Annotated in this window: 4 protein-coding genes; all 4 read left to right on the top strand. The window is 37.5% G+C overall.

From position 1 onward, the window contains the following. The first annotated feature begins 92 nt into the window (after positions 1–92). The 4 genes from ACRX5O_RS21955 to ACRX5O_RS21940 all read left to right on the top strand — a co-directional run bounded on the left by ACRX5O_RS21955 (position 93) and on the right by ACRX5O_RS21940 (position 4129). Positions 93–1373 carry an ABC transporter substrate-binding protein gene (locus tag ACRX5O_RS21955; RefSeq protein ID WP_433907901.1) on the top strand — a complete coding sequence of 427 codons (1281 nt, stop codon included), beginning with the start codon at positions 93–95 and terminating at the stop codon, positions 1371–1373. Between the two features lie 118 nt (positions 1374–1491). After that, positions 1492–2355 carry a carbohydrate ABC transporter permease gene (locus ACRX5O_RS21950; RefSeq protein WP_119710491.1) on the top strand — a complete coding sequence of 288 codons (864 nt, stop codon included), beginning with the start codon at positions 1492–1494 and terminating at the stop codon, positions 2353–2355. A 3-nt stretch (positions 2356–2358) separates the two neighbouring features. Continuing rightward, positions 2359–3246, top strand: a complete 888-nt coding sequence (locus ACRX5O_RS21945) for a carbohydrate ABC transporter permease (protein ID WP_433907900.1) — start codon at positions 2359–2361, stop codon at positions 3244–3246. Positions 3247–3307: 61 nt separating this feature from the next. After that, entirely contained in the window at positions 3308–4129 is an 822-nt protein-coding gene (locus ACRX5O_RS21940; RefSeq protein WP_433907899.1) for a PfkB family carbohydrate kinase, read from the top strand. Positions 4130–4224: the final 95 nt, after the last annotated feature.

The raw sequence follows: 4224 nt of genomic DNA, 5'->3' as shown, positions 1-4224 counted from the left end.
AGAATACTAAAATCTAACAGGAAAAGCGAGGAGACCTTCGCTTTTCCTCTCATTGCTAGATTAATAGAAAAAATTTTTGAGGGGGCAGATTCATGAAAAAGTTTAAAATCTTTAGTATCATCGCCGTATTAATTCTCTCAATGCTAGCAGCATGTTCCTCATCTAGTCAAACAGCTTCAGAAGACAGTGATACTGTCGAACTTCGTTTTTTCCACAGATGGCCTACAGAACCCAAAAAGCAATACTTTGAAGAAGCAGTAAAAGAGTTTGAAGCGCTACATCCGAATATAAAAATAAAAACCGAAGCAGTTTTGAATGACTCGTACAAGGAGAAAATTCGCGTTGTTTTAGGTTCAAATAATCCTCCTGATGTTTACTTTTCTTGGAGTGGTGAGTTTGCTTACAATTTTGCAAGAGCTGGACAATCCCTAGACTTAACAAGCTATGTTGAGGAAGATAAGGACTGGTCAGGTCAAATCATTGAATCTCAATTTGGTCCGTTTACTTTAGATGGGAAAATCTATGGAATTCCTTGGTCCACAGATGGAAAAGCCTTCTTCTATAATAAAAAGGTTTTTAACGATTTAAACCTTGAAATCCCTACCACATGGGAGGAGCTCCTAACTGTCTCTAAAAAAATTAAGGATGCAGGAATTACTCCAATTGCTTTCGGAAGTAAGGCACCATGGACGATTTCTCACTATATTGGATCACTAAATGAGTACATCGTTCCGGAAGATGTTATTGCAAAGGACTATAGCCTAAGTAACCCAGATGGAGAGTTTACTCATCCTGGTTATGTAACTGCCTTGGAAAAATTCATTGAATTAGAGCCATATTTTAATCAAGGAGTGAACTCCGTAGACCACCAATATGCAAGAGAGCTATTTAATGGAGGAAAAGCAGCAATTGGGTACTTTCAGTTAGCTGAAATTGGTCTGATAGAGCCAAGTCTTGGTGAAGATTTAGGTGTATTCAATACTCCATTCGTTAAAGGTGGAGAAGGAAATCCTAGCTCAATTACTGCTGCCCCAGAAGGAATTATGATTTCTTCTAAAACAAAGCATCCTGAAGAAGCAATGGAGTTTATTAAATTCTTAACTTCTAAGGAAAAAGGAATTGAACAGTTAAAAGAGGTAAGTGAATACAGTGCTGTTAAAGATACAACAACTACTGAAAACGGTTCAGCTCTTCAACAAGAAGCGATCGACCTAATCGTGAATGCTGAAAAGACTTACTTATGGTTTGATACGGCTGTAGATATCAAGATTGTTGATGCGTACTTAAATGGTGTTCAACAGATGTTAGATGGAAAAAAATCAGCTGAAGACGTGATGAAAGATGTTCAAAAAGCAGCGAAAGAGCTGAAATAATAATTTAAAAGAAAGGTAGTGTAGGGGACCGAAACTACCTTTCTTTCATAAAGCAAAACAAGAAAAGGGTCGGAAAGGACCTAGAAAAAAAGAGGTGAATACAGTGACACTTAGGAAAATGGCTCCCTATTTATATATTGCCCCTTGTATTTTGTTAATGGGATTATTCGTTTATTATCCCATTGTAGAGAATTTCCGATTTGCTTTTTATGAGTTTTCTGCTTTTGCTCCAGATAAGGTGTTTGTTGGATTCGAAAATTTCCTTGCTCTGTTTCAGGATGAGGTTTTTTATATAGCTTTAAAAAATAATATTTGGTACGCAGTTATCTCAATTGTATGTCAAGTATTCGGCGGGTTAATTTTAGCTGCCATATTAGAGGATCCTTTGACTAGATTGCTAAGTGGTTTTTTCCGTACCGCTTTTTTCCTTCCAGTAATCATATCCATTACGGTTATTGCTTTATTGTTCAGCTTTGTTTACAACCCGGATATTGGGATACTAAACAGTTTTCTCCGATTGCTTGGTCTTGAAGAGTGGACAAGGGCATGGCTTGGGGAATCTGAAACAGCTATTTTCGCCGTAATCGCTGTATCTCAGTGGCAAAGTATTGGATATATCATGATGCTTTTCATTGTTGCCATTCAGTCTATTCCTCAAGAGCTGTATGAGGCAGCTGATATTGATGGCGCCAATAAATTCTATAAGTTTCTTCATATTACAGTTCCCCAGGTAAAGGAAATGCTTTTTGTAGCAACGTTAATTACATTAACAGGTGCATTTACAGTATTTAATGAGCCTTATATTTTGACAAGTGGTGGACCTGGAAACGCTAGTGAAGTGCTTGGAACGCTTCTCTATAAATCGGCCTTTTTTAGAGATGAGATGGGGTATGCATCTGCAATAGCAACCATCATTTTATTGCTTTCATTAGCTGTAGCAATTATTCAAATGAAGCTATTTAAGACAGGGAAGGAGGATTAATAGATGGAGGCAGATAAAGTAACATCAACAGACTATTCCATTCAATCTATCAGAGTTCGTTCTTATAAGAGGAAAAAGATTGCTGGAGCGATTCCGCTGTATACTATATTAATCTTCTATTTTATGATCATTGCCTATCCTTTGTTTTGGATGGTCATTAATTCCTTTAAAACGACAGAAGAAATTTTCTCTAACAGTTGGGCATTGCCGACAACATGGCTTGTCTCAAACTATGTTCATGCGTGGAATACTGGAATATCTGAATACTTTTTAAATAGTACCATTGTTACGTTAAGCACCTGTTTATTAACGGTTTTCCTCAGTGCTCTTGGAGCATACGGTTTAACTCGTTTTCAGTTTAAAGGTAAGAAGCTACTATTAATCTTGTGTATGGGTGGAATGATGCTATCTCCACAGGTGAGCTTAGTCCCTTTGTATAAGCTTATCCAGGCATTAGGTATTCATGACACTTACTTAGCGCTCATTCTTCCCTATGTGGCGTACCGTATTCCGATTACTGTTCTATTAATAAGAGCTGCTTTTCTAGAGGTGCCAAAAGAGTTAGAAGAATCTGCTTTTCTCGATGGATGTTCAACATGGTCTGTGTTTACAAAAATCTTTTTGCCGCTGAACCTTCCAATTTTGTTCACAGGGGTCATTATCACTGCTTACTTTACATGGAATGAATTTATGTTTGCGCTCATCTTTATTGACTCAGAAAGTTTAAAAACCATCCCAGCAGGATTAATGCAATTCCGTGATGCATTACAAACAAATTGGGGCGTTCTTTTAGCCGGATTAATGATCTCTGCCATCCCGATTATTACACTGTTTTTATTTTTACAAAAGTATTTTGTTCGTGGTCTTGCTTCTGGAAGTTTGAAAGGATAAGAGGGATTAGTAGTAAAATCAGAACTCGTCTAGCACACCAATAGAAAGGGATGTAATAATAATGAAGCTACTAGCAATTGGAGATAATGTGGTGGATGTTTATTTGGACCGAAATGAGATGTTTCCAGGTGGGAATGCGTTAAATGTTACCGTATTAGCGAAGCAATACGGAGCAGAAGAAACAGGATTTATTGGAATTGTTGGAAGTGATGCCGAGGGTGATCACATTATTGATTCTTTAGAAAAGAATCATGTGAATATTAGTCATATCCGAAGGGCTTATGGGGAAAGTGGAAAAGCGTATGTGGATATTGATGAGACTGGTGACAGGATTTTCGTAAAATCAAACAAAGGTGGTATTCAATCGAAGCTACGATTGAAATTGGATCCATCAGATTATGATTATATCAAAGGTTTTGATGTTCTTCATACCAGCATTTATAGCAGTCTTGATGACCAGCTTCCTCTTATCAACCAACTTTTACCGATTTCCTATGATTTCTCCAATCATTTTACAGATGAGTTGCTAAAAATCGTATGTCCACATATCACTTTTGCCTTCATATCAGGTAGTGACTTTGGTGACAAGCAAATCGAGGAGTTAATTAACAAAGTTCATGGATATGGCACGCATTATGTGATTGTTACCAGAGGGTCAAAGGGAGTTATCATGTCGGATCGGACACAAAGTTATATACAGGGAATAGAAGAAGCAGAGGTAATTGACACGCTAGGTGCTGGTGATTCATTCATCGCTGGGTTTCTAACTAGTTATTTGAACCACCACACAATCAAACAGTCTTTACAACTAGCTGCATTACGAGCGGCACGTACTTGTGAAGTGAACGGAGCATTTGGTTATGGAAAGCAATTAGTAAAATAAAGAATAGGGACTGGCTGGTGATCTGAACCCAAAAAGTTAGACACGAATTATTAAGCAACTTCCTGGGCATGATTTCGATACTGAATCGGACTCAT

Source organism: Robertmurraya mesotrionivorans, assembly GCF_050971805.1.
Lineage (GTDB): Bacteria > Bacillota > Bacilli > Bacillales > Cytobacillaceae > Robertmurraya_A.
The sequence above is the reverse complement of the archived record's forward strand: the minus strand, read 5'-3'. Positions and strand labels throughout refer to the sequence as shown.